The organism is Thioprofundum lithotrophicum, from assembly GCF_055387065.1.
The window spans coordinates 845,270-870,816 of sequence record NZ_AP042379.1 but is presented as its reverse complement, the minus strand read 5'-3'; the positions used below and the strand labels follow the sequence as shown (position 1 = coordinate 870,816).

At 66.0% G+C, this 25,547-nt stretch carries 19 protein-coding genes, 1 tRNA gene and 2 riboswitches; of the genes, 10 read left to right on the top strand and 10 right to left on the bottom strand.

The annotated features are described in order from the left end of the window. Positions 1-83: 83 nt before the first annotated feature. Positions 84-554: a hypothetical protein gene (locus tag ACZ5BH_RS04050; RefSeq protein ID WP_464890633.1), complete on the top strand. Its 471-nt coding sequence runs from the start codon at positions 84-86 to the stop codon at positions 552-554. A 39-nt stretch (positions 555-593) separates the two neighbouring features. Beyond that, a complete protein-coding gene (locus tag ACZ5BH_RS04045) occupies positions 594-1,730 on the top strand; it encodes a hypothetical protein (protein WP_464890632.1) in 1,137 nt (378 codons plus the stop codon). Between the two features lie 29 nt (positions 1,731-1,759). Here ACZ5BH_RS04045 and ACZ5BH_RS04040 read toward each other — a convergent pair. The 5 genes from ACZ5BH_RS04040 to gshA all read right to left on the bottom strand — a co-directional run bounded on the left by ACZ5BH_RS04040 (position 1,760) and on the right by gshA (position 6,272). Then, positions 1,760-1,851: transfer RNA gene (locus ACZ5BH_RS04040), tRNA-Ile, on the bottom strand. Positions 1,852-2,000: 149 nt separating this feature from the next. After that, positions 2,001-2,906, bottom strand: a complete 906-nt coding sequence (locus tag ACZ5BH_RS04035) for an energy transducer TonB (protein WP_464890631.1) — start codon at positions 2,904-2,906, stop codon at positions 2,001-2,003. 51 nt (positions 2,907-2,957) lie between these two features. Next, the gene (locus ACZ5BH_RS04030; RefSeq protein WP_464890630.1) at positions 2,958-4,019 is read right to left on the bottom strand and encodes an FAD:protein FMN transferase; all 1,062 of its coding nucleotides are present in this window, start codon (positions 4,017-4,019) and stop codon (positions 2,958-2,960) included. Continuing rightward, entirely contained in the window at positions 4,016-4,972 is a 957-nt protein-coding gene (gshB, locus tag ACZ5BH_RS04025; protein ID WP_464890629.1) for a glutathione synthase, read from the bottom strand. Before gshB ends, ACZ5BH_RS04030 begins: the two co-directional genes overlap by 4 nt. Before the next feature lie 4 nt (positions 4,973-4,976). Next, positions 4,977-6,272: a glutamate--cysteine ligase gene (gene gshA, locus ACZ5BH_RS04020; protein WP_464890628.1), complete on the bottom strand. Its 1,296-nt coding sequence runs from the start codon at positions 6,270-6,272 to the stop codon at positions 4,977-4,979. Between the two features lie 393 nt (positions 6,273-6,665). On the opposite strand from gshA, the gene pilG reads away from it, so the two are divergent. From pilG to ACZ5BH_RS03980, 8 genes are all read left to right on the top strand, one after another. Then, positions 6,666-7,061 (top strand): twitching motility response regulator PilG, encoded by a 396-nt coding sequence (gene pilG, locus ACZ5BH_RS04015; protein ID WP_464890627.1) that lies wholly within the window; start codon positions 6,666-6,668, stop codon positions 7,059-7,061. 45 nt (positions 7,062-7,106) lie between these two features. Continuing rightward, positions 7,107-7,472 (top strand): response regulator, encoded by a 366-nt coding sequence (locus ACZ5BH_RS04010; protein ID WP_464890626.1) that lies wholly within the window; start codon positions 7,107-7,109, stop codon positions 7,470-7,472. Between the two features lie 11 nt (positions 7,473-7,483). Then, positions 7,484-8,023, top strand: coding sequence for a chemotaxis protein CheW (locus tag ACZ5BH_RS04005; protein WP_464890625.1), 540 nt, complete (start codon positions 7,484-7,486; stop codon positions 8,021-8,023). A 135-nt stretch (positions 8,024-8,158) separates the two neighbouring features. After that, the gene (locus ACZ5BH_RS04000; RefSeq protein ID WP_464890624.1) at positions 8,159-10,171 is read left to right on the top strand and encodes a methyl-accepting chemotaxis protein; all 2,013 of its coding nucleotides are present in this window, start codon (positions 8,159-8,161) and stop codon (positions 10,169-10,171) included. Between the two features lie 96 nt (positions 10,172-10,267). Beyond that, on the top strand, positions 10,268-11,104 hold the full coding sequence (locus ACZ5BH_RS03995) for a CheR family methyltransferase (RefSeq protein WP_464890623.1): 837 nt from the start codon (positions 10,268-10,270) through the stop codon (positions 11,102-11,104). Next, positions 11,101-17,202 carry a hybrid sensor histidine kinase/response regulator gene (locus tag ACZ5BH_RS03990; RefSeq protein WP_464890622.1) on the top strand — a complete coding sequence of 2,034 codons (6,102 nt, stop codon included), beginning with the start codon at positions 11,101-11,103 and terminating at the stop codon, positions 17,200-17,202. The genes ACZ5BH_RS03995 and ACZ5BH_RS03990 overlap by 4 nt, the downstream gene beginning before the upstream one ends. A 58-nt stretch (positions 17,203-17,260) precedes the next feature. After that, positions 17,261-18,262, top strand: a complete 1,002-nt coding sequence (locus ACZ5BH_RS03985; protein WP_464890621.1) for a chemotaxis protein CheB — start codon at positions 17,261-17,263, stop codon at positions 18,260-18,262. A gap of 40 nt (positions 18,263-18,302) precedes the next feature. Further along, on the top strand, positions 18,303-18,806 hold the full coding sequence (locus tag ACZ5BH_RS03980) for a chemotaxis protein CheW (RefSeq protein ID WP_464890620.1): 504 nt from the start codon (positions 18,303-18,305) through the stop codon (positions 18,804-18,806). Positions 18,807-18,970: 164 nt separating this feature from the next. Here ACZ5BH_RS03980 and ACZ5BH_RS03975 read toward each other — a convergent pair whose 3' ends face one another. The 5 genes from ACZ5BH_RS03975 to metK form a co-directional block, all read right to left on the bottom strand. Beyond that, entirely contained in the window at positions 18,971-19,708 is a 738-nt protein-coding gene (locus tag ACZ5BH_RS03975; protein ID WP_464890619.1) for a 16S rRNA (uracil(1498)-N(3))-methyltransferase, read from the bottom strand. A 71-nt stretch (positions 19,709-19,779) separates the two neighbouring features. Further along, complete coding sequence (locus ACZ5BH_RS03970) at positions 19,780-21,126, bottom strand: adenosylmethionine--8-amino-7-oxononanoate transaminase (protein ID WP_464890618.1); 1,347 nt, start codon at positions 21,124-21,126, stop codon at positions 19,780-19,782. A 247-nt stretch (positions 21,127-21,373) separates the two neighbouring features. After that, positions 21,374-22,228, bottom strand: a complete 855-nt coding sequence (metF, locus tag ACZ5BH_RS03965) for a methylenetetrahydrofolate reductase [NAD(P)H] (RefSeq protein WP_464890617.1) — start codon at positions 22,226-22,228, stop codon at positions 21,374-21,376. 218 nt (positions 22,229-22,446) lie between these two features. Further along, positions 22,447-23,868, bottom strand: coding sequence for an adenosylhomocysteinase (gene ahcY, locus ACZ5BH_RS03960; RefSeq protein ID WP_464890616.1), 1,422 nt, complete (start codon positions 23,866-23,868; stop codon positions 22,447-22,449). A gap of 25 nt (positions 23,869-23,893) precedes the next feature. Next, a riboswitch (S-adenosyl-L-homocysteine riboswitch) is annotated at positions 23,894-23,975 on the bottom strand. 247 nt (positions 23,976-24,222) lie between these two features. Next, positions 24,223-25,380 carry a methionine adenosyltransferase gene (gene metK / locus ACZ5BH_RS03955; protein WP_464890615.1) on the bottom strand — a complete coding sequence of 386 codons (1,158 nt, stop codon included), beginning with the start codon at positions 25,378-25,380 and terminating at the stop codon, positions 24,223-24,225. Positions 25,381-25,443: 63 nt separating this feature from the next. Next, positions 25,444-25,523: riboswitch (SAM riboswitch) on the bottom strand. Positions 25,524-25,547 lie beyond the last annotated feature (24 nt).

The window sequence follows — 25,547 nt, the reverse complement described above, 5'->3', positions numbered from 1 at the left end:
ATATCTCTGTATTTATTGTTCTGCAGTTAGACAAAAAAATATATCACTCTATATAAAATTGAACGCTAACAAGAAAATTAACCTTGACGCCAAATACGCCGCTGTGCGTCGTATTTGGCGCAGGTTATTTTGGCGTTAAGTCTCATCAGTACGTGGTCAGAATATTCGCCAAGGCACTTCTTGTTTGGTTCGTAATCGTACTTGTTGCCATTGTCAATGGTGTGATGAGAGAGAAAATGCTGGTGCCGCTAATCGGCTCCGATTTGGCGTTGCCTGTCAGCGGTGTCTCCTTGGGCGTTCTGGTTTTTGTCGTCTCTTTCATTTTTGTCCCCCGTCTCGGTCCATCAACGCAATCGGTATATATTGCAGTTGGCCTGTTTTGGGTGGTTCTCACATTGCTGTTTGAGGGTGTGTTCGGTTATTTTGTCGTGGGTAAAACCTGGGCCGAAATCATGCAGGTATTTGACGTGAGAAAGGGGGATTTGTTTGTTCTGGTCCTTGCGGTGACGGCTGTGTCACCCTGGCTTGCGGCAAGGGTCAGAGGGCTGTGTTAGTGACCGCGGGCCAGCGTCAGGTGGTCTACGATAAACATCATGAATCAATATTTCATTGCCGCAGCAACAGTGCTGAATAACATGACAAAAACGATTGTCTTTATGGTCGTTGCTGCCTTTCTTGTAGGTTGCGGTAGTGGGGGCGCGAATTCTGATTCGTCTTTTACGCCATCACAAGGTGCTCGTGTCCTTGGGATGGATGTGAAGGAAATACCGTCAGTGACCTATGCGATGGCCTATGACCAGGCGGTTGCGCTTGGGGTGCGTGAGGTGAGTGTATCTCTGGATTGGGCATTGCTGGAGCCGGCCGTAGGCAACTATGACGACACCTTGCTGGTGATCATGGATGCTTACTATCCTTTGCAGGTGGGTGATCTGGCGCTGGTGTTGCGTCCGCTCGATACGTCTGGGCCTTCGATGCCTGCGGATTTGGTTGGTTTGGCGTATGACGATCAACGGGTCATTGATGCGTTCGGCCTGTTTCTTGTCAATCTTCATTCGAACCTGTCAACGTTGAATGCAAGCGGAAAACTCAAGTGGATACATATTGGCAATGAGATTGATGCGTATCTTGGCAAAGATGCTGCTCGCTGGGCACAGTGGCAAACATTCTTTCAGGCCGCGAAGGCAAAGGTGCGCAGTCTGTGGGGGGCAAGTGTTCAGGTAAGCAGTATCGTTCAGTTTTCGGTGTTGAAGGATACGGAAAAATCCGCTTTATATTTGAGTTTGTTGCCCGATCTCGACAATGCGGTATTCACTTATTATCCCTTGAATGCCGATTTCACGGTTCGGCCGATTTCCACCGTGGCCAGCGATTTTGGCGTCATGGTCAACAAGATTGCGGGTAAAACCATCTTGTTGCAGGAGTGTGGTTACCCGTCTGGGGCGCTGACCAATAGCAGCGAAGCGCAACAGGCGGATTTCATTTCAGCGGTATTCGATGCCTGGGACAATCACATCGACCGGATTCGGCTTGTTGATCTTGCCTGGCAATATGATGTTGCAACGTCGACCGTTGACCAGTGGGTCATTGATTACGGCATGTCTGGTAGCCCTTATGAATCCGCGTTCAGAGCGTATCTTGGTACATTGGGGCTGAGTCGTCACGATGGGACTGAGAAGCCTGCCATGCAGAGACTTCGCGACGAACTGCAGGCGCGAAACTGGGAACGGTAGGCTGAACGGCGATTCTGCAGGCGGCAAAGTGGTGGGGATGGTGGGATTCGAACCCACAACCTGCCGCTTATCTGGCGCTACGGGGTATAAACCCGCTGCTCTACCATTGAGCTACATCCCCGGCGGACCGCGTGGGTCTGCCGGGTATTCGAAATGGCGGTTGCGTTGCGCGTGTGTCGTGCATGGCTTTCATTCTACCAGCGAATCCCACACTTTCAAGGACCGAAGAATTGAGTCATTGAGCCCGACGCGGTTTTCTTCCCGCAATGTTTATTGCAGGCTCGTGGACAGGCCCTTGCCGCTGCGGAAGTGCCAGACGCGGGGAATGTGCAGGATGTCGGTGTCCTTGCGGATTTCCTCGCTGAGTGGCGGATAGGGGGCGGCGAGTCTGACGATGCGTTTGGCGGCGTCATCGAGGATCTTGTGGCCCGATGAGCGCAGCAGCCTGACCGAGTGCAGGCTGCCGTCGGGGTTGATGGCCACGTCCAGCAGCAGGCTGCCGTTGATGCCCTTGTCCACGGCTTCCTGGGGGTAGTTGAGGTTGCCGATGCGTTCCACCTTGGCCCGCCAGGCATCCAGATAGCTGGCGAAACGGTATTGTTTGGCGTTGGCGCCGCGCACGTAGGTCTGGCGCGGGCTGACGGCGTAGGTCTTGCGGATCTGATCGATCTTGGCCGAGAGGCGGGCCAGTTCCTGGCTGCGTTCGAACAGTTGTGCTGCGCTGATCCGGGCCTCGGGCACGGGCAGCGGTTCGTGCATGGGCTGGCTGTCGGTCTTCCGGCTTGCCTGTTCGGCGGTGAGCACTTCCTGCCGGGTCTTGTCCCGGGGAAGTGGGGGGAGGGCGAGGGCGCGGGGGCTGTTGGGCGCGATGCCCCGTTCGGCCGCCGGCGCCGGGTTGGAGAAGGGGCTTGAATCACGCACCTTTTCGCGCCGGTCGCCGCCGCCGAGCTGGTTGGCCTGGGCCAGGTATTCGGCGTCGTCCGGGGCCTCCTGCGACTTGTTGCTGACCAGGGTGACTTCCATGGTGGTCAGCGCGGCATTCTCGGGCGGCGTGAGGTTGAAGGTGACGCCAAGAATCATGATGGCATGGAAGGCAATGGCCAGGAATACCGTCAGACTGAGCCGGTCGAAGGAGGAAACGCCGGGATGCGGATTGGGTTGGGCGAGCGTGGCCATGGGATCCGGATTATAGCGCCGCCTTGTGCGGTGGCCAGGGTGTGCGGGTTTTCATGAACGGGATGGCTTCGGACTATCGGTTGCTGTGGGATCGACCACGTGTTGCCGCTGGGGTTCCCGGGCGTATTTCAATCGCGCCTGCATCTTCGGCGTGACGTGGTGCACGCCCTCGGCGTCGATCAGCAGCACCTGATCGAGGCCCATCTGCCGGGCGATTTTCGGCCACAGGCTTGGGCCGGCCACGAACAGGGCGGTGGCGGCGGCATCGGCGGTGGCCGCGTCGGGGTGGATCACGGTCACCGAGCGGGTGCCTTCGGCGGGATAGCCGGTGCGCGGGTCGAGGATGTGGTGATAGCGCTTGCCCTCCCACACGAAGTAGCGTTCATAGTCGCCGGAGGTGAAGACCGCCTCGCCGTCGTGCACGTCGAGCACCGCCAGCACGCCCTCGCCGCGGGGGGCGCGGATCCCCACCCGCCAGGGGCGATCGCCGTGGCGGCCGATCACCTTCAGATCGCCGCCGGCGTTGATCACGGCGTTCTTCACGCCCAGGGCCCTGAGGGCCTCGATGCCCCGATCGATGGCCAGCCCCTTGGCCATGGCGCCGAAGTCGAGCTTCACGGCCGGGTTGGTGCCGCGCATCACCACGCCGCGGATCTCGATGTCTTCCAGTTTCGGCTCGGCGGCCACCAGGGCGGCAATGGCCGCCGGATCCGGCGGCGGGCCCTGGGGCGGCTCGTCGCTGTGGAAGCCCCACAGATCGAGCAGCTTGCCGATGGCCGGATTGAACAGGTGATCGGAGGCCTGGCTGAGGGGCAGGCTCTTTTCGATCAGCGGCAGGATCGAGGGGTTGGCGGAGAAGGGGGCCTGCAGGGCCAGCAGTTCGTTGGTGCGCCCCAGCGGCCCCGGCTTCCACGGGTGCCACATGAAGTGCATCAGCCTGAAGTCTTCCCGCAGCTGGGTGAAGGCTTGCTGGGCGGTGGCCTCGTCCACCCCGTAGACGGTCACGTCCACCAGGGTGCCGAAGACCAGTTGCGTGTCGTGGCGCTCGGCCGTGGGCTGGTTGCAGGCGGCCAGGAGCACCACAAGCAGGGGCAGGAGCAGGGCGCGGATCATGAGCGGGCCTCGAGGCGGGCGGCGATGGCGTCCATGAGCTGGCCGGCGATGTCCAGATCGTAGAGGGCATCCAGCTCGCGGATGCAGGTGGGGCTGGTGACGTTGATCTCGGTGAGCCAGTCGCCGATCACGTCCAGGCCCACGAAGAGCAGGCCCTTCTCGCGCAGGGTGGGGGCCACCTGTTCGCAGATCCAGCGATCCCGCTCGCTCAGGGGCACCCCTTCGCCGCGGCCGCCGGCGGCGAGGTTGCCGCGGGTCTCGCCGGGGGCCGGGATGCGCGCCAGGGCATACGGCACCGGTTCGCCGTCCACCAGCAGGATGCGCTTGTCGCCGTCCCGGATCTCGGGGAGGTAGCGCTGGGCCATGGTCAGGCGCCGGCCGTGATGGGTGAGGGTTTCGAGGATCACGCCGAGGTTGGGATCGCCCTCCCGCACGCGGAAGATGGAAGCCCCGCCCATGCTGTCGAGGGGCTTGAGGATGATATCGCCGTGCTCGGCGAGAAAGGCGCGCAGGATGTCTTGCCGGGCGCTGACGGTGGTGGGCGGCGTGCACTGGGGGAACCAGGCGGTGTAGAGCTTCTCGTTGGCGTCGCGCAGGCTCTGGGGACGGTTGACCACCAGCACGCCCTCGGCCTCGGCCAGCTCCAACAGATAGGTGCTGTAGATGTAGTCCATGTCGAAGGGCGGATCCTTGCGCATCAGGATCACGTCCAGCTCCGCCAGCGGGCGGTTGGCGGGGTCGCCCAGGGTGTACCAGCCGGCCGGATCGTCGCGCACCTGCAGGGGGTGCAGGCGGCCGTGGGCGCGGCCATCGGCCAGGCTGAGATCGGGTTGTTCCAGGTAGTGCAGTTCCCAGCCGCGGGCCTGGGCGGCCAGCAGCATGGCAAAGGTGCTGTCCTTGGCGATGCGGATGGAGCCGATGGGGTCCATCACCACGGCGAGGCGGATGGTCATGCGCTCAGACGGCCTCGGCATTCTCGCGGGCCGCCGCCAGCAGGGCCAGGCGGGCGATCACGCCATAGGTGTAGAAGCGGTTGGGGTGGGCGTCGGGCGCCTTGCTGCGGTCGGGGTTGTTGCAGGTGTCGGCGAAGGCCAGGGGTTCGAAGTGCATGCCCGGGGCGTTGAGGTTTTCGTTCACGCCCCGGTCGGTGTGCACCCGGTAGAAGCCGCCGACCACGAAGTGATCGACCAGATAGACCACCGGTTCGGCCACCGCCTGTTCCTCGCCCCAGGTCTCGAAGGTGTAGACCCCTTCCTGCATGATCACCTGGGTCACCGCCAGGCCGCCCTTGCTGGCGGCCATTTTGGTCCGCTGCTTGCGGTTGAGTTCCACCACTTCGTCGGCATCGTGCACCATCATGATGCCCATGCCGTAGGTGCCGGCATCGGCCTTGACCACCACGAAGGGGGCCTTGTCGATGCCGTATTCGTCGTATTTCTTCCGGATCGCCTCGAGCAGGGCGTTGACGTTCCTGCGCAGGCAGTTTTCGCCCTCGCGCTTCATGAAGTTGATCTCGCCGCAGTTGCGGAACAGGGGATCGATGAACCAGGGATCGATGTCGATGCGGGCGGCGAATTCGCGCGCCACCTGCCGGTAATGGGCGAAGTGCTCGGACTTGAGGCGGTTGCTCCAGCCCAGTTCCAGCGGTGGCAGCACCACCTGGGCCAGATCCTCGAGGATCGGCGGCCGGCCTTCGGCCAGATCGTTGTTGAGCAGCACGATGCACGGTTCGAAGTCGCCCACCCGCACCTTGTCCCCCTGCCGTTCGAGCGGTTCGAGGGTCAGGCGCTTGCCGCCGGGCAGGTCGAATTCGCGCGGCCCGTCGAGATCCGGCAGCAGGGATCCGACCCGCACCTCGAAGCCGGCCTTGACCAGGATCGCCTGGAGGGTGGCCACCGAGGCCAGATAGAACCGATTGCGGGTGTGGTTCTCGGGCACGATGACGATGCGCCGGGCCCGCGGCGCGAGCCGCTCCAGCGCCGACTGCACGGCCTGGATGCACAGCGGCAGGAAGGCCGGATTGAGGTTGTTGAAGCCGGCCGGAAACAGGTTGGTGTCCACCGGGGCCACCTTGAAGCCGGCATTGCGCATGTCCACCGAGGCGTAGAACGGCGCCGGGGTCTTGAGCCACTCGCTGCGGAACCAGGCCTCGATGGCGGCCTGGTTGGCCAGCAGGTGGGATTCGATGTCGTGCAGGGGGCCGGAGAGGGCCGTGGTCAGATGGGGGACGGCATGCAGGTGTTCGACACTCATGAGCGCTCTCGTGGCTGGGGGAAGCGGGATCTGTCTGCCGCAACGGCATTGTGGGCCGGATACGCCGATCTTGCCATAAAATGGCCTTGGCTTCGGAAAAGTATAACCTTTTGATTAGGCGCGAAACCTAAAGTTTGCCCCCGATTGACCGAATCGCTACCTATGGCTGTTAACCGGTCACGGGAATAGGCTATGATCGATGACCCGCTTTTATGGCAATTCTTCATAAAATATTCTATAAAATATGGACTTATCGTGAAAATTTAAGTTAACGTATGAAGAATGCCCGGTTAGCCTCCTGAAATTGCAGGAACGATCTTCGGCCCCGTTCGCGGATTTTCCTGATAAATCTCATACAAAACAGGTAGTTGCATGGTGCTGGCAGAGAAACCGATGGAAGACTTGTATCAGGGTCTCAAGGTGATGGTCATCGACGACAGCAAGACCATCCGCCGCACGGCCGAAACGTTGCTGAAGAAGGTGGGCTGCGAGGTGATCACCGCCTCCGACGGATTCGAGGCCCTGGCGAAGATCGCCGACCATCGACCGGACATCATTTTTGTGGATATCATGATGCCGCGGCTCGACGGCTATCAGACCACCGCCCTGATCAAGAACAACAAGGTCTTCAAGACCACGCCGGTGGTGATGCTTTCCAGCAAGGATGGGCTGTTCGATCGGGCCCGCGGCCGCATCGTCGGTTCGGAACAGTATTTGACCAAACCCTTTACCAAAGAAGAACTGCTCGGCGCCATCCGTGAGCTGGTCCAGGCCCGGCAAGAGGCGTGACGGGCAGGTTTCCTCCCTGCGCAACCATCAGGAGAACACGAACCCATGGCCCGTATTCTGATCGTCGACGACTCCCCGACCGAAATCCATGTGCTGTCGGGCATGTTGCAGAAGAATGGACATGAAGTGGACGCGGTCGACAATGCCGAGGCCGGCATCGCCCGCGCCCGCGAGACCCAGCCGGAAGTGATCCTCATGGACGTGGTCATGCCCGGCATGAACGGCTTCCAGGCCACCCGCACCCTGACCAAGGATCCCCAGACCCAGAACATCCCCGTGATCATCGTCACCACCAAGGATCAGGAGACCGACCGGGTGTGGGGCATGCGCCAGGGCGCGAAGGATTACATCACCAAGCCGGTGGAAGAAACGGAGCTGATGAACAAGATCAATGCCGTGCTGGGCGGCTGATGAACGCCGTCATGGCCGAAACGCCCTATGAACTGCTGCGGCACATCGAAAGCCGCAGCCGGGAAAAGGCGCTGGGCCTGCCCCAGCAGATCGAGGTGCGGCGAAGCTGGTCCGGCATCGGCTTCCGCTTCGGCCCGCATCATTTCGTCGCGCCCATGGGGGCCATCACGGAGATCCTCGAATACCCGCCGCTCACCCGGGTGCCCAGCGCCCTGCCCTGGGTGCGGGGCATCGCCAACGTGCGCGGCAGCCTGCTGCCAATCATGGATCTCAAGGGCTTCGTGACCGGCGAGCAGAGCGAACTGACCCGGCGCAGCCGGGTGCTGGTGATCCAGCAGGGCGATCTGCACACCGGCCTGCTGGTGGACGAGGTGCTGGGGCTGCGGCATTTCTTCGACGAGGAGAAACTGCCCGATGCCGCCAGCCTCGAGCCGGTGGTGCAGGAATTCGTCGAGGGCGCCTACCGGCAGGGCGAGCAGGACTGGGGCGTCTTCAGCCTGGAACGGCTGGTGGCGAATCCCCGCTTCCGGGAGGTGGCGGCGCAGGCCTGAAACCGTCCCGGAAACGCCGGCGCCACGGCCTGGCCCGGGCGCCGGCCACGATTCGTCGGGGTGAGGAACGGCCCGTCAGGGGCCGGCGATTCATCATTATTCTTACAATACGATTGCGATGGCAGGAGCAGGACAATGAAGCGCGAAACGAAAGCAGGTGGCGCAGGCAACCGGACCATGGTCTACATGATGGTCCTCCTGGTGGTCTCGGTGATCGCCATGGGTGTCATGTACGGGCGGGTGGCCCGGTTCGACGCCCAGGACCGCCAGTTCATCTCGGACATCGGTGCCCAGCGCGTACTGGCCCAGCAGATCGCCAAGGACGCCCAGCTCGCGGCCCGCGGCCATCTGGATGTGTTCCCGCGGCTGCAGCAGGAGCGTGACCGGTTCGAACAGATTCTCAAGCGCCAGGAACAATTGATGCCGGCGGCGGGGCGCAGCCACCTGGAGAAACTGAAGACCGCCTGGGCCCGCCTGCGCAAGGACGTGGACACCATCCTCCAGCGCCGCGAGGTGGTTTCCACCATGCGGGACTACATCGCCACCATCAACGAACAGATCCCCACCCTGCTGGCCCTCTCCGACGAGGTGGTGGCCGCCATGACCGAGCAGCAGGCGCCGGCGGACCAGGTCTACATCGCCACCCGCCAGCTCATGCTCACCCAGCGTATCTCCACCAACGTGAACCGGGTGCTGGAAGGCGGCGAGGAAGCGATCACCGCCGCCGACCGCTTCGGGCGTGACGCGGCCCTGTTCGGCCGGGTGGTGGAAGACATGCTCAAGGGCAACAAGGCCATGGGCATCCGCAAGGTGTCCGATCCCACCTCCCGGGCCAAGCTGCTGGAGGTGCGCAAGCTGTTCGCCCAGATCCGCAAGCAGGTGAGCGGCATTCTCGAGAAGTCGCCGGGCATGTTCGAGGTGTCGGCGGCGGCCGACGACATCCTCAAGCTCAGTAACGAGCTGCCGCAGCACATCGACGCGGTGAACGCCGCCTACCAGGCCCAGATCGGCCAGCGCATCGAGCCCTGGCTGGTGTACCTGTTCGCAGGCATCGCCCTGGTCCTGGTGGTGTTGCTGGCCTACGCCTGGCAGAAGGACTCCAAGCGCCGACTGGCCGAGATCGAGGAACAGCGGCGCCAGACGGAAGAGACCAACGCCGCCAACCAGGAGGCCATCCTGCGTCTGCTGGACGAGATGGGCGACCTGGCCGACGGTGACCTCACCGTACAGGCCACGGTGACCGAGGACATCACCGGCGCCATCGCCGACTCCATCAACTACGCCATCGACGCCCTGCGCAACCTGGTGTCGGCGATCAACGACACCACCCAGCAGGTCTCCTCGGCCGCCCAGCAGACCCAGGCCACCGCCATGCACCTGGCCGAGGCCTCCGATCACCAGGCCCAGCAGATCACCGATGCCAGTACCGCGATCAACGAGATGGCGGTGTCCATCGAAGAGGTCTCCAACAACGCCGCCGAGCTGGCCGAAGAGGCGCAGCGCTCGGTGGACATCGCCGTGCAGGGCGCCGAAGCGGTGCAGAAGACCATCCACGGCATGGACAACATCCGCGAGCACATCCAGGAGACCTCCAAGCGCATCAAGCGGCTCGGCGAATCCTCCCAGGAGATCGGCGACATCGTGGAGCTGATCAACGACATCGCCGAGCAGACCAACATCCTGGCCCTCAACGCCGCCATCCAGGCGGCCATGGCCGGCGAGGCGGGCCGCGGCTTCGCGGTGGTGGCCGACGAAGTGCAGCGCCTGGCGGAACGCTCCGGTGACGCCACCCGCCAGATCGAGGCTCTGGTGAAGGCCATTCAGTCCGACACCTCCGAGGCCGTGGCCTCCATGGAGAAGAGTACCGCCGAAGTGGTGGCCGGGGCGCAACTGGCCCACGACGCCGGTCAGGCCCTCGAGGCCATCGAAACCGTGTCCAAGCACCTGGCCGAGCTGATTCAGCGGATTTCCGATTCGGCCCGCCAGCAGGCCAATGCCGCCACCAACATCTCCGATACCATGAACGTGATCCAGGAGATCACCACCCAGACCTCGGCGGGCACCAACGAAACGGCGGCCTCCATCGGCAACCTCGCCGAGCTGGCCAACGAACTGCGCAACTCTGTCGCCGGTTTCCGCCTGCCCTGAGCAGGCGGCGGCAGGCGACCATAACCGGGGCGGCCGATGACGGTGGCAGCGCAGGACAGATCGCAGGCGACCTGGGCGCGCAAGGCGCTGGCGCCCATGGACGCCTACGAGTTCCGGCAGTGGAGCGAGCTGCTGGAGCGGCGCACCGGGATCAGCCTGCCCGAGAAGCGCAAGAGCTTCCTGCTCTCCAACCTCAGCATCCGCATGCGCGAACTGGGCTACGCCCGCTACCGCGATTATTTCCGCTACGTGCTCGACGGCCGCCGCGGCATGGTGGAGTGGGAGATCCTGATCGACCGGCTCACGGTGCACGAAACCCGTTTCTGGCGCGATCCCCGCGCCCTGCAGATGCTGCGCGAAACCTGGCTCGAGCGCCTGCCGGCGGCCGATGCGCCGCACCAGTTGCGGATCTGGTCGGTGGGCTGCGCCACCGGCGAGGAGCCCTACTCCCTGGCCATGCTCATCGACGACGCCCTGCTGGCCCGGGGCATCCGGGCCTATCCGGCCATCACCGCCACCGACATCAGCGCCGCGGCCCTGGCCACCGGCCGCGAGGGCATCTACCCGGCCAACCGGCTGGTCAACCTGCCCGAGGCCTTCGTCGGCCGCTATTTCCAGCGGCTCGATGGGCAGCGCTATCAGGTCAAGGAGGCCCTGCGCCAGCGGGTCTGCTTCACCCGCCTGAACCTGCTGCACCTTCAGGCCTCGCCCCTGCGCGAGCTGGACGTCATCTACTGCCAGAACGTCCTCATCTATTTCAAGAAGCCCCAGCGGCTGCGCATCCTCGACGAACTGATCGGGCGTCTGCGCCCCGGCGGCCTGCTGGTGCTGGGCGCCGGCGAGATCACCGACTGGAGCCATCCCGAAACCGCCATCGTCGACCATCCCGGCACGCTCGTGTATCGCCGGTCGGCGCCCCGGAGTGAGACATGAAAACGGGCAACGAACTGGACATCAACACCCTCTCCTGGGTGAAGTCGGAAATCGACGAAACCCTGGAGCAGGCGCGCAAGGCCCTCGAAGCCTACGTGGAGGCGCCGGAGGACGAATCGCGCCTGCAGTTCTGCCTGAACTACCTGCACCAGGTGCGCGGCACCCTGCAAATGGTGGAGCTGTACGGCGCCTCCATGGCCGCCGAGGAGATGGAAGCGGTGGTCCAGGCCCTGCTGGAGAACCAGATCGGCAACCGCGAAGACGCCTACGAGGTGCTGATCCGCGGCATCCTGCAGTTGCCCGACTATCTCGAACACCTGCTCACCGGGCATCACGACATGCCCATGGTGCTGATGCCGCTGCTCAACGATCTGCGCGCGGCGCGGGGCGAGGCCCTGCTCTCGGAGAACGCCCTGTTCACCCCCGATCTCAGCGTGCAGGCGCCGCCGCCGGCGGATCTTGCCGCCGATCTGCAGGGCCTGGCGAAGAAGCTGCGCCACCACTACCACCTGGGCCTGCTCGGCTGGTTCCGGGACCGCGACAGCCAGGCCAGCCTCAAGCGGATCGGCGAGGTCATCGAGCGCCTGCGCGCGGCGGCCGGCGAGGCGGAGATCAACCGCCTGCTGTGGGTGGCCGGCGGGCTGGTGGAATCGCTGCGCAACGGCGGGCTCGACAGCTCGGTGTCGGTGAAGCTGCTGCTCGGCCAGCTCGACCGGCAGATCAAGCGGATCATCGACGGCGGCGACATGGCCCTGGCCGGCGAGCCGCCCCACGAACTGCTCAAGAACCTGCTCTACTACGTGGCCACCTCCCAGTCGCAGGACGCGCGCACCCGGGAGCTGAAGGACGCCTTCCGCCTCGACGACATCCTGCCCGACGCCCGCACCCTGGAGCACGCGCGTGCCGATCTGGCCGGTCCCAACGCCGAGCTGCTGGGCACGGTCTCGGCCGTGCTGCTCGAGGATCTGGCCCGGGTCAAGGACACCCTGGACGTGCTCATGCGCCAGGAGGAGCGGGATCCGGAAGGGCTCAGGCCGCTCATCGACACCCTCGACCAGATGGCCGACACCCTGGGCATGATCGGCCTGGGTCTGCAGCGCCGCCTGCTGCAGGATCAGCTCGAGGCGCTCGGCGCCATGGCCGAGGGCCGCGAGCCGCTCTCCGAAGAGGCCCTGATGGGCGTGGCCACCGCCATGCTCAGCCTCGAGAACTCGCTCAAGGAGGCCAGCGTGGCCCGCGAGGTCAGCGAGGAGGTGGAAGCGGGCGAGGCGGGCGAAGCCGAGCGCAAGCTGCGCGAGGCCGAACACCAGCAACTGCTCAAGACCGTCATCGAGCAGGCCGCCGGCGAATTCGGCCACATCAAGGACGCCCTCAACGACTTCAGCCGCAACACCGTCACCGTGGAGGGGCTGCAGGCCATTCCCGACGCCCTGGACCGGATCCGCGGCAGCCTGGAGATGCTCGATCTGCAACGGGCCGCCGGCCTCATCAAGCGCTGCCGCGACTACGTGCGCGAGGAACTGCTGCCCAACCGCCGTCCGCCCAGCGACGAATCCCTCGACGTGCTGGCCGACGCCATCTCCAGCATCGAATACTATCTGGAATCCCTGGCCGGCAAATGGGGCCATCCCGAGACCATTCTCGACATCTCCGAGAACAGCCTGCGGCGGCTCGACGCCCTGCGCGGGGTGGACGAGGATGCCACCCACCAGGATCTCACCCAGCCGGATCTGACCCAGCCCACCCTCGACCTGTCGGTGGGCGTCGAGACGGCAGAGGAGGACGACACGCTCGTCAACCTGGATGCGCCGGAAGAAGAGACCCTGCGCAACCTGGTCACCCCCGAGACCGTCACCGATGAGGAACCCTCCCTTGAGCTGACCCTGGACGATCTCTCGCTGGAGGATCTGTCGGTGGAGCTGGACCCCGAGGCCCCGAGCGTGGATCTGGCCGGCGAGGAGCCAACCCTGCACGACATCTCGCTGGCCGATCTGGAACAGTCGGGCCTCACCCAGATCAGCGGCGCCGACTTCACCCTCGAGGAACCGGCCGCCGACGAAGACGACTCCCTCTCCATCACCCTCAACGACGTGCCCCTGGCCGAGGTGGCCACCCACTTGCCGGAGGAAGACGAACAGCCGGTCGCCGAGGTGCCGAGCGCCGACGACGACACCCTGACCCTGACCATCGAAGGCTTCGACGACGCCCTGGAAGCCTCCTCCCAGGAGATCACCGCCCCCGACCTGGCCCAGCCGCCGGTCGGCGACGCCGACGCCGTGATGCAGGATCTGGCCGAGAGTTACGGCGAGGCGGGCCCGGCCGACGACGCCGGCATCGAGATCCTCGAAGAGGACGAAGTCCCGACGGAAGCCGCGCCCGAGGCCCGGCCGGACACCGAGGCGCCGCCGGCAGCGCAAGCACCGGCCCCGGCCCCCGCCGCGGCCCCGGAACCGCCCGACGACATCGACGAGGAGATCATCGAAATCTTCCTCGAAGAGGCGGAAGAGGAATACCAGAACATCAGCCGCCTGCTGCCGACGTGGCGGGAGAACCCGCAGGATCAGGACGCCCTCAAGGATCTGCGCCGCGCCTTCCACACCCTCAAGGGCTCGGGCCGCCTGGTGGGGGCGAAGGACGTGGGCGAGTTCGCCTGGGCCTTCGAGAACATGCTCAACCGGGTGATCGACGGCACCATCGAGGCCACCCCGGTGCTGTTCGAACTGCTGGAGCGGGCCCGCCAGACCCTGCCGGAGCTGTTCGAGCTGTTCCAGCAGGGCGGCTCGCCGCGCCAGCCGGTGTTCGCCCTGATGGGCCACGCCGACGATCTGGCCCAGGGCAAGCCGGTCGAGCTGGAAGCGCAGGCCGAAGCGCCGGCGGCCGAAGCGGAAGCCGAGGCCGGGGCGGCCGAGACGCCGGAAGCGGCGGACGAACCTGCGGTGGCGGAAACCCCGCCCACGCCGCTGCCCGACGTGGATCCCGTGCTGCTCGACATCTACCGCAAGGAGGTGGAAACCCACCTCGAGAGCCTGCGCGAGTACCTGCGCGGCTGGGATGCGGGCAAGGAGCGCGCCGCCACCGACGGCCTGCTGCGGGCCATGCACACCCTCACCGGCAGCTCCCGCACCACCGGCGTCGAGGCCCTCTCGACCCTGTGCGGGGAGTTCGAACACTACATCCACGATCTGCAGGCGGCCGAGCGGCCCCTGGAGAGCGAAGGCGCCAGCCTGCTGCAGGACGTGGTCGACTACGTGGCCCGCACCACCGCCATCCTCGACACCCCCGGCGCGCGAATCGACGACAACGGCCCCCTGCGCGAGCGGCTGGCGGCTCTGCGCGAGCGTCTGCAGGCGGAGTTGTCGGGCGCCAGCGTGGAGATGCCGCAGCCCGCGGCGCCGCCGCCGGTGGCCGAGGCGCCCCCGCCGCGGGACTACGACGAGGAACTGCTGGAAATCTTCATTGAGGAAGGCGAAGAGATCCTCGAACAGAGCGACAACACCCTGGCCGGCTGGGTCGAGGCGCCCGACGACCGGGCGGCGGTGGAAGCCCTGCAACGCCAGCTGCACACCCTCAAGGGCGGCGCGCGCATGGCCGGCGTGGTGGAGATCGGCGATCTCGGCCACGCCATCGAATCGCTGCTGACCGCGGTGGTCGACGACCAGCTCGCGCCCTCGCCGGCCCTGTTCGATCTGCTGCAGAAGGCCCAGGATCGCCTGGTGGGCCTGCTCGAGGATCTCAAGGCCGCCCGGCACCTGGCGCCGGCCACCGATCTGCTGGCCGAAGTGGACGCCCTGCTGGGCCGTGGCGCGGAAACCCCGACTGTCCCGGCCGAACCCGAGAACACCAGCGAAGCCGCGCCGCCGGCCGAAACCGCGGAGACGTCTCCTGCAGCCGACGCAGACGAGGCGCGCGAGCCTGCCAATCTCGATCTGACCGAACCGGCAGAGGAAGTCGAAGAGGCGCCGACCGAGGTCATCGAGCTGGCGGCGCCGCCAGCGGCGGAAGATGACACGGTGATGCTGGAAATCGCCGAAGAGATCCCCGAGCCCGAGAGCGGGGAGCGCGTCGAGTCGGTCGATGCCGGCGACGAAGCGGCCGAGGCGCCGGCAGAAGCCGAGGCCAGCCCGCCCCCGGCCGACAACGTGGTGACCCTCAAGCCCGTCGCCGAGAGCGCCCCGCCGGCGCCCGAGCCCGAGCCCGAACCCGAACCCGAACCGGCCCCGCCGGCCGCGCCGGCGCCGGAAGCCGAGCCGCCCGAACGGCGCCAGTCGGCCCGCCTGGCGCCCCAGGAACAGGTGCGGGTGCGCGCCGAACTGCTCGACAACCTGGTCAACTTCGCCGGCGAGGTGAGCATCTACCGCTCGCGCCTGGAGCAGCAGACCAACGCCTTCCGCTACAACCTGCGCGAGCTGGACGAGACCGTCGCCCGCCTGCGCCAGCAGTTGCGGGCCTTCGAGATCGAGACCGAGGCCCAGATCCAGTACCGCCAGGAAGAGACCCTGAGCCGCGACTACGACGAGTTCGACCCCCTGGAGTTCGACCGCTTCACCCACATGCAGCAGCTCTCCCGGGGCATGATGGAATCGCTGGCCGACCTCGACTCCCTGCGGGCGATCCTGGCCAACCTCACCCAGGAATCGGAAACCCTGCTCCTGCAGCAGTCGCGGGTCAACACCGAACTGCAGGAAGGCCTGATGCGCACCCGCATGGTGCCCTTCTCCGGCCAGGCGCCGCGCCTGCGGCGCATCGTGCGCCAGACCGCCGCCGAGCTGGGCAAGCAGGTGCAGCTCAGGCTCGAGGGCATGGAAGGCGAGCTGGATCGCTCGGTGCTGGAGCGGATCATCCCGCCCATCGAACACATGCTGCGCAACGCCATCGCCCACGGCATCGAAAGCCCGGCCCAGCGGCGCATCGCCGGCAAGCCCGAGACCGGCACCATCGAGCTGAGCTTCAGCCGCGAAGGTTCCGACATGATTCTGCGGATCCGCGACGACGGCGCCGGCATCGATCTCGACGCCGTGCAGCGCAAGGCCATCGAACGGGGCCTGCTCGAGCCGGGCGTTACCGTGCCCCGCGACGTGCTGCTGAACATGATCATGGAGCCGGGTTTCTCCACCGCCGAGAGCGTCAGCCAGGTGGCCGGCCGCGGCGTGGGCATGGACGTGGTCAACACCGAGGTCAAGCAGCTCGGCGGCCTCATCGACATCGAATCGGAACCGGGCCAGGGCACCACCTTCACCATCAGCATGCCCATGACCCTGTCCATCACCCGCGCCCTGATGGTGCGGGTGGGCGAGGAGACCTTCGCCGTGCCGCTGCTCTCGGTGGCCGCGGTGGAGCGCATCCGCGCCGACGAGTTCGCGGCCCTCGGCGAGCAGGAACACCCGGCCTATCACTGGGTGGACGAGGACTATCCGCTGATGAGTCTCAGCCAGATGATCGGCCTCGGCCCCCAGATCCCGCCGCCGGAAGGCCAGCGGGTGCCGCTGCTGCTGGTGCGCTCCGGCGAGTTCCGCGCCGCCATCCAGGTGGACAGCCTGATCGGCTCGCGCGAGGTGGTGGTCAAGCCGGTGGGGCCGCAGCTCTCCACCCTGCGCGGGATCAGCGGCGCCACCATCACCGGCGAGGGCGAGGTGGTGCTGATCCTCGATCTGGGCGTGCTGATCCGCCTGATGGCCGCCAGCGGCGCCGAGGAACTGGTGACGGTGGCCGCGCCGGCCGAGACGGAGGCGGTCAGGCCCACGGTCATGGTGGTGGACGACTCCATCACCGTGCGCAAGGTCACCAGCCGCCTGCTGGCGCGCCACGATTACGAAGTGCTCACCGCCAAGGACGGGGTGGACGCCCTCTCCCAGTTGCAGGAAGTGGTGCCGGATGTGATCCTGCTCGACGTGGAGATGCCGCGCATGGACGGCTACGAGCTGGCCACCAACGTGCGCAACAACGAACGCCTGAAGGACGTGCCCATCATCATGATCACCTCCCGCACCGCCGACAAGCACCGGCAGCGGGCCATGGACATCGGCGTCAACGCCTACCTGGGCAAGCCCTTCAACGAGGGGGAACTGCTGGAGAACATCCGCACGCTGACCGGTGCATGATGCAGCGGCGGCGCGCCGCCGGATGGCCGGCGGACGCCCCCTTGATTACACTGGAGACATGACGGGGGAAGGAACCAGCGAGCTGGGCTGCGTGCAGTTGGCCATCGTGTCCAACTCCCTGCGGCACCGGCAGCACCTGCAGCAGGTGCTGGAGCGCCAGGGCCTGCGCGTGGTGTTCAACGAGCCCCTGTCGCCGGTGTTGCTGAACAAGCTTGGCAGCCGGCGGGCCGACGTGCTGCTGCTGGACGTGGACGAACACATGCAGGATCACGCTCTGCTCGAGCGCCTGCTGGAAGAGTCGGACGTGCCGATCATCTTCAACGACGCCAGCGGCCTCACCTTCAACGAGCCGGCCGTGCTCGCCAAGTGGTACGGCAAGCTGCTGGGGAAGATCGCCGAGATCACCGGGCGGTTGGAGTGGGAAGAGCTGGACGTGGATCTGGGCTGGCAACCGGCGCCGGAGCCCAGCGGCCAGTTCGATCTGCGTCAGCAGCCGGCGCGCGAAGTGTGGGTGCTCGGCGCCTCGCTGGGCGGGCCCGATGCCCTCAAGCAGTTTCTCGGCGCCCTGCCCGCGGATCTGCCGGTGGCCTTCGTGATCGCCCAGCACATGGGCGATCATTTCAACCGGTTGCTCGCCGGGCAGCTGGATCGGGTCACGCCCCTGCGGGTGGCTCCCGCCCGGGTGGGGCACGTGTTGCGCCACGGCGAGGCCCTGGTGGTGCCGACCCGCGAGCGCCTGCGCATCAACCCGATCGGCGCGGTGGAACTGCTGCCGATGGAGGCAAGCGGCCCCTACAGCCCGTCCATCGACACGGTCATGGCCGATCTGGCGGGCCGCTACGGCGCGCGCTGCCATGCCATCGTCTTCAGCGGCATGTGCGACGATGGCCTGCAGGGCACCGCCGCCGTGGCCGCCGCCGGCGGCGAGGTCTGGACCCAGAGCGCCGAGAGCTGCGTGATCAGCAACATGCCGGACAAGGTGCGCGAGGCCGGCCTCAGCGGTTATGCCGGCACGCCACGCCAGCTGGCAGGGCAACTGATCCGCCGCTATCAGAACTGACAGCCTGACAAGCATACGCGCCACGTGCGCCGAGGAGACCATGAGCGAAACCACAGCCACGCCGACCCCGCGCCAGAGCGCCCTGCCCGGCAAGCGGATCGACGCCGTGCACTGCCTGCTGATGCCCGTGCAGGGCGAATACCTGCTGCTGCCCAACGCCGCCGTGGCCGAGGTCATCGGCTACCAGGACGCCGAGCCCATCGCCGACGCCCCCGACTGGCTGCTGGGCAAGTTCCTGTGGCGCGATCACCAGGTGCCGCTGGTCTCCTTCGAACGCCTCAGCGACGGCGAATACACCGCCCTCGGCGGCGCCCGCATCGCCGTCCTCAACACCCTCAACCGCAATCCCCGCGTGCCCTATGTCGCCGTGGTCCTGCAGGGCATCCCGCGCCTGCAACTGGTGCAGCCCACCACCCTTGGCAAGCAGGAGGCCCGCAGCCGCCGCCCCTGCACCGCCGCCGAACTGCGCATCAACGACCGCACCCTCCTCATCCCCGACCTCGACGAACTCGAAGCCCGCATCGACCGTCTGCAGAAGGGGTAGCGGGTTTGCGACCCTCCCCCGTAGGAGTGGCGCAAGCCGCGACCCCGTCCCGTAGGCCGGCTCAAGCGCAGCGGAGCCGGCGAAAACGTGTTACACCCACAATGCCGGCTCCGCTGCGCTTGAGCCGGCCTACGGGACTTGCACCGGCTTGCGAGATTACCCCGCTACCCGCCACCGAGATCCCCCCACAACACCTGCACCGCCGCCAGCGCGGCGAGAACGGCGGTCTCGGTGCGCAGGATCCGCGGGCCCAGGCGCACGCCGGTGAAGTCCGCCGCGGCGATGGCCCGGCGTTCGTCGCCGGTGAAGCCGCCCTCCGGCCCGATGGCCAGGGCCAGCGGGCCCGCAGGGGCGGGCAGCCCGCCCAGGGCCTGGGTGGCCTGCGGATCGAGGAACAGGCGCCGGGTCTCGTCGCGCCCGGCGAGCCAGGTCGCCAGCGGCTGCGGCGCATGCAGCACGGGCAGCCGGTTGCGGCCGCACTGTTCGCAGGCGGCGACGATCACGCCCTGCCAGTGCGCAAGGCGTTTCGCCGCGCGCTTGTCGTCGAGCCGCACCACCACCCGCTCGGTGAACAGCGGCGTGACGGCCGCCACGCCCAGCTCGGTGGCCTTCTGCAGGGCGAAGTCCATGCGCTCGCCCCGCGCGATGCCGAGCCCCAGATGCACGGCCAGCGGGGATTCGCGCTCCGTGGCCGTGCAGCGCAGGAGGCGGGCCGTCACCTCGCGCCGGCTGCAGGCGACGATCTGCGCCTCGCACTCCCCGCCCCGGCCGTTGAACAGCACGATCCGGTCTCCCTCGCGCAGACGCAACACCTGCACCGCATGCCGGCGGGCGTTGTCGTCCAGGGTGACGGTTTCGCCGGCGGCGAGGGCAACGGGAAGATGGAGGCGGGGTGTGGGCATTGGCTCAAGATACAAGAGGAAAGCGGCAAGAGGAAAGCGCGCGTTTGCCTCTGGTCTTTCTTCTGCCGCCGTCAGGCGGTGGCGATTTCGATCCCTTCCGCCGCCACTTCCACCATGAGATCGATTTCCTCGTCGGTGATGACGTACGGCGGCATGAAATAGATCACGTTGCCCAGCGGCCGCAGCAGCACGCCCCGTTCGAGGCCGTGGCGGTAGACGGCGAGGCCGCGGCGTTCCTGCCAGGGATACGGTTCGCGGGCCGCCTTGTCCCTGACCATCTCGATGGCCAGGATCATGCCGGTCTGGCGCACTTCGCCCACGTGGGGGTGATCGGCCAGCGGCGCGGCCCGTTCGGCCATGCGCGCGGCCTTCTGGCGGTTGTCGCCGATCACGTCGTCCTCGGCAAAGATGTCGAGGGTGGCCAGGGCGGCGCTGCAGCCCAGCGGGTTGCCGGTGTAGCTGTGGGAGTGGAGGAAGGCCCGCAGGGTGGCGTAGTCGTCGTAGAAGGCGGCGTAGATCTCGTCGTGGGTGAGGGTGACCGAGAGGGGCAGATAGCCGCCGGTGAGGCCCTTGGATAGGCACAGGAAGTCGGGCGCGATGCCGGCCTGCTCGCAGGCGAACAGGGTACCGGTGCGGCCGAAGCCCACGGCGATCTCGTCGGCGATCAGGTGCACGCCGAATTCGTCGCAGGCCTCGCGCAGCAGCGTCAGGTACACCGGGTGATACATGCGCATGTAACCGGCGCACTGCACCAGCGGCTCCACGATCACCGCGCAGATCTCGTCGCCATGGCGTGCCAGCATCTCGCGCATGGGCGCGAACATCCGCCGGGAGTGTTCCTCGCAGGAGACCTCCGGCGCCCGCGCATGACAGTCGGGGGAGGGGACGGTGAGCATCTCCATCAGCAGCGGGCCGTAGGTCTCCTTGTACAGGGCCACGTCGCCCGCCGCCAGGGCGCCCAGGGTCTCGCCGTGATAGCTGTTGGCCAGGTTCACGAAGCGGCGTTTTTGCGTCTTCCCCCGGTTCTGCCAGTAGTGGAAGCTCATCTTCAGGGCCACTTCCACCGCCGAGGAGCCGTTGTCGGCATAGAAGCAGTGGCGCAGATCGCCGGGCGTGATGGCCGCCAGGCGTTCGGAGAGCGCCACCACGGGCTCATGGGTGAAGCCGGCCAGAATCACGTGCTCCAGGGTGTCGAGCTGCTGCTTGACGCGCTCGCCGATGCGCGGATTGCAGTGCCCGAACAGGTTCACCCACCAGGAGGAGATGGCATCGAGATAGCGCCTCCCCTCGAAATCCTCCAGCCACACCCCTTCCCCGCGGCGGATGGGCACCAGCGGCAGCCATTCGTGATCCTTCATCTGGGTGCAGGGGTGCCAGAGGTGGCGGAGATCGCGCTGGATGAGATCGGCGTTGTTCATGGAAACAGGATACAGGATGAAAGAGAAAAGGGAGATATTGCCATGTAGGAGCGGCGCGAGCCGCGATGAACAGGGCCGAGGGCCGAGTCGCGAGGGCCGAGGCTGTCGAAGCCAACCAACCGCGTTTTTCCTCGGCCCTCGTCCCTCGTCACTCGTCCCTGCATGATTCGCGGCTCGCGCCGCTCCTGCAAAAACAATCTTCGTGCCTCCGTGTCCTCCGTGTTCCTTGCAGAGGACCCGAAAAGGATCACCCCTCAGGCAGCCCCAGATTCTTCCAGATGGACAACGTCGGCCCCGCCTGGTTCATGGTGTAGAAGTGCAGCCCCGGCGCGCCGGCCTCCAGGAGCTGGTGGCAGAGATCGGTGACCACGTCCTCGCCGAAGGCGCGGATGGCCTCGCGGTCGTCGCCGTAGTCCTCGAGGCGCTTGCGGATCCAGCGGGGGATTTCGGCGCCGCACATGTCGGAGAAACGGGCCAGTTGCGTGTAGTTGGTGATGGGCATGATGCCGGGCACGATGGGCGCGGTCACGCCCAGTTTTTCCACGTCGTCCACGAAGCGGAAGTAGGCGTCGGGGTTGAAGAAGTACTGGGTGATGGCGCTGTTGGCGCCGGCGGCCATCTTGCGGGCGAAGTTGGCCATGTCGGCCCGCGCGCCCGGGGCCTGGGGATGGAACTCGGGATAGGCGGCCACTTCGATGTGGAAGTGATCGCCGGTGGTCTCGCGGATGAAGGCCACCAGTTCGTTGGCGTAGTGGAACTCGCCGGCCTCGCGCATGCCCGAGGGCATGTCGCCGCGCAGGGCCACGATGCGCCGCACGCCGGCCGCCCGGTACTGCTCGAGAATGGCGCGGATGTTCTCGCGGGTGGAGCCGATGCACGACAGATGCGGCGCCGCGGCGAACCCGGCGGCCATGATCATCCTCACCGTCTCGAAGGTACCCTCCTGGGTGCTGCCGCCGGCGCCGAAGGTCACGGAAAAGTAGGCCGGTTTCAGCGCCCCGAGCGCGGCCAGGGTCTGCTCCAGCTTCGCCTTGCCTTCCTCGGTCTTGGGCGGGAAGAACTCGAAGCTGAACTGCTGGGGGTGTTTTCGTTGGGTTTCCATGGTGGTCCGGGGTTCGGGGTTGACGCAAAGGTTGGGAAGGGTGTAGGAGCGGCGCAAGCCGCGACCATGCGGTAGGTGGTGGCGGGTAGCTGGTAGCGAGAAAAACCTTATATGGTTCCACCCGGCTACCCGCTACCGCCGCATCGCGGCTTGCGCCGCTCCTACACGTGTCTGGCGAGGTCAAGGAACCGCCGTTTCTCGCCACTCGCCACTCGTCCCTAGTACCTGTAATGTTCGGGCTTGTACGGCCCCTCCACCGGCACGCCGATGTACTCGGCCTGTTCCGGCGAGAGCTGGGTGAGGTGGGCGCCGAGCTTGCCGAGGTGCAGGCGGGCGACCTTTTCGTCCAGCTTCTTGGGCAGGATGTAGACCTTGTTCTCGTAGTTCTCGGCGTGCTGGTACAGCTCCATCTGGGCGATCACCTGGTTGGTGAAGGAGGCGGACATGACGAAGCTCGGATGGCCGGTGGCGCAGCCGAGGTTCACCAGGCGGCCCTTGGCGAGGATGATGATCCGCTTGCCGTCGGGGAAGATCACGTGATCCACCTGCGGCTTGATCTCCACCCATTCGTACTTCTCGAGCGACGCGATGTTGATCTCCGAGTCGAAGTGGCCGATGTTGCAGACGATGGCCTCGTTCTTCATGGCCGCCATGTGGTGGTGGTCGATCACGTTCACGTTGCCGGTGGCGGTGACGAAGATGTCGCCCTGGCTGGCGGCCTCGTCCATGGTCACCACCCGGTAGCCTTCCATCGCCGCCTGCAGGGCGCAGATGGGATCGATCTCGGTGATCCAGACGGTGGCGCCCATGCCGCGGAAGGCCTGGGCGCAGCCCTTGCCCACGTCGCCGTAGCCGAGCACCACGCAGATCTTGCCGGCGATCATCACGTCGGTGGCGCGCTTGATGCCGTCAAGCAGCGATTCGCGGCAGCCGTAGAGGTTGTCGAACTTGCTCTTGGTCACCGAATCGTTGACGTTCATGGCCGGGAACAGCAGCTCGCCCTTCTCCTGCATCTGGTAGAGGCGGTGCACGCCGGTGGTGGTCTCCTCGGTCACGCCGCGGATGGATTCGGCCATGGCGGTCCACTTGCCGGGGTTGGACTCGAGGGTGCGGCGCAGCAGGTCGAGGATGGCCACCCATTCCTCGTTGTCGCCGGGGCAGGCATCGGGCACCTTGCCGGCCTTCTCGAATTCCACGCCCTTGTGGATCAGCAACGTGGCGTCGCCGCCGTCGTCGAGGATCATGTTGGGCTGCTGGCCGTCGGGCCAGGTGAGGGCCTGCTCGGTGCACCACCAGTATTCCTCGATGGTCTCGCCCTTCCAGGCGAACACGGGGATGCCGGCGGCGGCGATGGCCGCGGCGGCGTGATCCTGGGTGGAGTAGATGTTGCACGAGGCCCAGCGCACCTCGGCGCCCAGGGCCACCAGGGTCTCGATGAGCACCGCGGTCTGGATGGTCATGTGCAGGCTGCCGGTGATCCGGGCGCCCTTGAGGGGCTGCTGCTCGGCGAACTCCTCGCGGATGGCCATCAGGCCGGGCATCTCGGTCTCGGCGATGGCGATTTCCTTGCGGCCCCAGTCGGCCAGGTTGATGTCGGCGACCTTGTAGTCGGTGAAGTCAGTCGGGGATACAGCGTTCACGGTTCATTCTCCTCAGTGATTGCAGGTGGAATGAGCGCCGTTGTTGCCAGTTGCGAACCCCGACCCGAGCCTGACGGGAGAACCCCGCTGCAGCGCCCCTCGGGTGAGGCCGTTCGAGTGTAAACCAGTTGCGTGAAATTTCAACGCAGAGGGGTTTATCGTTTCTGTAGGAGCGGCGCGAGCCGCGATGAACGGGGCCGAGGGACGAGTGGCGAGGGCCGAGGTTATCGAAGCCAATCAACCCCGTTTTTCCTCGGCCCTCGGCCCTCGCCACTCGGCCCTGCATGGTTCGCGGCTTGCGCCGCTCCTACACCAGCAAAAATCCCCTTCGCGCCTTTGCGTTGAAAACGGATGTCAAATCCCGGCCGCCTCCTTCAGCAGTTCGGCCTTGTCGGTGCGCTCCCAGGGCAGGTCGAGATCGTCGCGGCCCAGGTGGCCGTAGGCGGCGGTGGGCTGGTAGTGGGGCTCGAGCAGATCCAGCATGGTGATGATGCCCCAGGGCCGCAGGTCGAAGTGCTCGCGCACCAGCCGGCTGATCCGCTCCTCGTCGATTCGGTGGGTGCCGAAGGTCTGCACGGTGATGGAGGTGGGCTCGGCCACGCCGATGGCGTAGGAGACCTGGATTTCGCAGCGTTCGGCCAGGCCGGCGGCGACGATGTTCTTGGCCACGTAGCGGGCGGCGTAGGCGGCCGAGCGATCCACCTTGGAGGGATCCTTGCCGGAGAAGGCGCCGCCGCCGTGGCGGGCCATGCCCCCATAGGTGTCGACGATGATCTTGCGCCCGGTCAGGCCGCAGTCGCCCATGGGGCCGCCGATCACGAAGCGGCCGGTGGGGTTGATGTGGTAGCGGGTGTTCCCGTCTAGCCATTCGGCGGGGATCACCGGCTTGATGATTTCGTCCATCACCGCCTCGTGCAGCACCTTCTGTTCCACTTCCGGCGCGTGCTGGGTGGAGAGCACGATGGCCTCGATGCCTACCGGCTTGTGGTTCTCGTAACGGAAGGTGATCTGGCTCTTGGCGTCGGGGCGCAGCCAGGGGAGGATGCCGTTCTTGCGCACCTCGGCCTGACGGCGCACCAGGCGGTGGGCATAGGTGATGGGGGCGGGCATCAGCACTTCGGTTTCGTTGCTGGCGTAGCCGAACATCAGGCCCTGGTCGCCGGCGCCCTGTTCCTCGCGGGTCTGGCGATCCACGCCCTGGTTGATGTCGGGCGACTGCTGGCCGAGGGCGTTGAGCACCGCGCAGGTGTGGCCGTCGAAGCCGATGTCCGAATGGGTGTAGCCGATGCCGTTGACCGTGTCGCGCACCAGTTTTTCGTATTCCACCTGGGCGGTGGTGGTGATCTCGCCGGCCAGCACCACCATGCCGGTCTTGACCAGGGTTTCGCAGGCCACCCGGGCGTGAGGATCCTGGCGGATGATGGCGTCGAGCACGGCGTCGGAGATCTGATCGGCCATCTTGTCGGGATGGCCTTCGGAAACCGATTCGGAGGTGAACAGGAAGTGGCTCATGGTGTGTTTTTGCTCCTCGCAAACGAAAAAACCCGCCTGGGCATCGGCTCAGGCGGGTTCGGGAATCCGGGTTTTCCTGCCTCGCTTTAGCCGCATTTCTATAGCGCCCGCAATCTGATCGTCAAATCGGCGCTGAATCGGTTTGGGATTGTAGGCAGGGGAGGGGG

Bases quoted from the DNA above. Each gene is read 5' to 3' on its own strand.
- ACZ5BH_RS04045 (WP_464890632.1), top strand. From the start codon at position 594: ATGAATCAATATTTCATTGCCGCAGCAACAGTGCTGAATAACATGACA.
- ACZ5BH_RS04035 (WP_464890631.1), bottom strand. From the start codon at position 2,906: ATGGCCACGCTCGCCCAACCCAATCCGCATCCCGGCGTTTCCTCCTTC.
- ACZ5BH_RS04030 (WP_464890630.1), bottom strand. From the start codon at position 4,019: ATGATCCGCGCCCTGCTCCTGCCCCTGCTTGTGGTGCTCCTGGCCGCC.
- gshB (WP_464890629.1), bottom strand. From the start codon at position 4,972: ATGACCATCCGCCTCGCCGTGGTGATGGACCCCATCGGCTCCATCCGC.
- gshA (WP_464890628.1), bottom strand. From the start codon at position 6,272: ATGAGTGTCGAACACCTGCATGCCGTCCCCCATCTGACCACGGCCCTC.
- pilG (WP_464890627.1), top strand. From the start codon at position 6,666: ATGGAAGACTTGTATCAGGGTCTCAAGGTGATGGTCATCGACGACAGC.
- ACZ5BH_RS04010 (WP_464890626.1), top strand. From the start codon at position 7,107: ATGGCCCGTATTCTGATCGTCGACGACTCCCCGACCGAAATCCATGTG.
- ACZ5BH_RS04005 (WP_464890625.1), top strand. From the start codon at position 7,484: ATGGCCGAAACGCCCTATGAACTGCTGCGGCACATCGAAAGCCGCAGC.
- ACZ5BH_RS04000 (WP_464890624.1), top strand. From the start codon at position 8,159: ATGAAGCGCGAAACGAAAGCAGGTGGCGCAGGCAACCGGACCATGGTC.
- ACZ5BH_RS03995 (WP_464890623.1), top strand. From the start codon at position 10,268: ATGGACGCCTACGAGTTCCGGCAGTGGAGCGAGCTGCTGGAGCGGCGC.
- ACZ5BH_RS03990 (WP_464890622.1), top strand. From the start codon at position 11,101: ATGAAAACGGGCAACGAACTGGACATCAACACCCTCTCCTGGGTGAAG.
- ACZ5BH_RS03985 (WP_464890621.1), top strand. From the start codon at position 17,261: ATGACGGGGGAAGGAACCAGCGAGCTGGGCTGCGTGCAGTTGGCCATC.
- ACZ5BH_RS03980 (WP_464890620.1), top strand. From the start codon at position 18,303: ATGAGCGAAACCACAGCCACGCCGACCCCGCGCCAGAGCGCCCTGCCC.
- ACZ5BH_RS03975 (WP_464890619.1), bottom strand. From the start codon at position 19,708: ATGCCCACACCCCGCCTCCATCTTCCCGTTGCCCTCGCCGCCGGCGAA.
- ACZ5BH_RS03970 (WP_464890618.1), bottom strand. From the start codon at position 21,126: ATGAACAACGCCGATCTCATCCAGCGCGATCTCCGCCACCTCTGGCAC.
- metF (WP_464890617.1), bottom strand. From the start codon at position 22,228: ATGGAAACCCAACGAAAACACCCCCAGCAGTTCAGCTTCGAGTTCTTC.
- metK (WP_464890615.1), bottom strand. From the start codon at position 25,380: ATGAGCCACTTCCTGTTCACCTCCGAATCGGTTTCCGAAGGCCATCCC.